Here is a 1,411-nt window from a genome sequence, read left to right on the forward strand (position 1 = left end):
GGGTTAAGTAGCAAAAAGTGTGTCCGCTCGGCGTGTTGCGGGGCGGGCACACCGTTTGTTACTTCATGGGGCCTTTTCTGATTCCTATCGAGTGTTCGTACTCGGTTGGGATAGCGTTGTCGTAGAAGGCTGGTCGGCCTGTTTCATGGTCGGCTTTGTTGTGGTCTTCTTCGACAAGATCGTTGACTTTGGCGAGTTGATCTTGGCCGAAATTGCACTGCCTGGCGATCTTTAATGGGTCGTCAGGCAGTTGCGTTTTCGAGTGCAGGTACCACTCGAGCATTTTTCGTTGGCGTTCCCCGGACCTGCCGCGATGCGCGTCGGCGATGCGTTTGAGCCCGGCGTTGATGCCGCCTTCCAGACTGTTTGTCGTTGAAGCCCAGCGTTGAGGCTCAAGCGCATTCGGTGGTGGCTGCAGGTAGGTAAACAGCCATCCTTTCCGTGAGAGGTGCAGCAGGGAGTTGTATGCCTTGCGAACTCGCAGATGGGTCCATTCCCACTGGTTGTTGAGTGTGCGGCGCTCTTTTGACACGGGCGTTTTCTCGTTGAGGAATGCTTTGAATACCTGTCCGAAGTCGTGCAGACGCAGCGTCCACTCCCGTGCCTGGTCGAGTGTGGTGATACGGGTCAGTTTCAACGCCAGGGCGTAGATGGCTTTGCCGGCGTCGGTGCGTGGTCGTGATGTGGTGTAGCGGCGGATGACGCGTTGCGCATGGACGAGGCATCGTTGGATTATCGCGTTCGGCCAGCAGGCTTTAATCGCAGTAAGTGCGCCTTGTCCGCCGTCGAGGACGACGCAGAGCGGCTCAGCGATTTTGCGGAGTAGCTGCGTGTAGGCGTGGGCGGTTTCGTGTTTGGTCCAGTGCCATGCGATGACGTGGTCGTGGCTGGCTGCGACGAGCAAGCATCCGGCGGCGGTGTAGGTACCGTCGATGAAGATCTGGTCGTAGATGCGCTGTGGGTCACCGTCGTTGGGGATGTCGATGAGCCAGAACGGTTTGAATCGGCGGTCAAGTGTCCAACGGCTTACCCCTTGTTGCTGGGCGAGTTCAGACAACGTTGCTGTGGAGGTGGCATAAGAGACGAAGGCTTTAAAGTCGCGGGTCTGCGTGCGGTCGGTGCGGGTTCGTGTCGTGGAACTGCCGCAGTTCGGGTCCTTGCATCGCCACCTGGTTGTGCCTTTAGAAGTGGTTCCGTTTTTCTTCATTTGCCCAGCGCATATCGGGCATCGTGGTCTGTTTTTACTCACCCGGAAAGCACACCAACCCCCGATTAGCACATGCGGGTGCCATTCCGGTGGATTGAACACTAATCGGGCGGATATAAGGTCTTGATGCTTATATCCGCCCGATTTACCCAGCCTAATCAGCAGTAATGCTGAAAGTCAGACACACTTTTTGCTACTTAACCC

General features: G+C 56.5%; 1 protein-coding gene. It reads right to left on the minus strand.

Annotated features, from left to right (window positions below; translation table 11 throughout):
• Window positions 1-58: 58 nt before the first annotated feature.
• Window positions 59-1,249 carry an IS1249 family transposase gene (locus QP995_RS10750; RefSeq protein ID WP_162838042.1) on the minus strand — a complete coding sequence of 397 codons (1,191 nt, stop codon included), beginning with the start codon at window positions 1,247-1,249 and terminating at the stop codon, window positions 59-61.
• Window positions 1,250-1,411: the final 162 nt, after the last annotated feature.

It is taken from the genome of Corynebacterium sp. MSK032, from assembly GCF_030232065.1.
Classification (GTDB): Bacteria; Actinomycetota; Actinomycetes; order Mycobacteriales; family Mycobacteriaceae; genus Corynebacterium; species Corynebacterium jeikeium_D.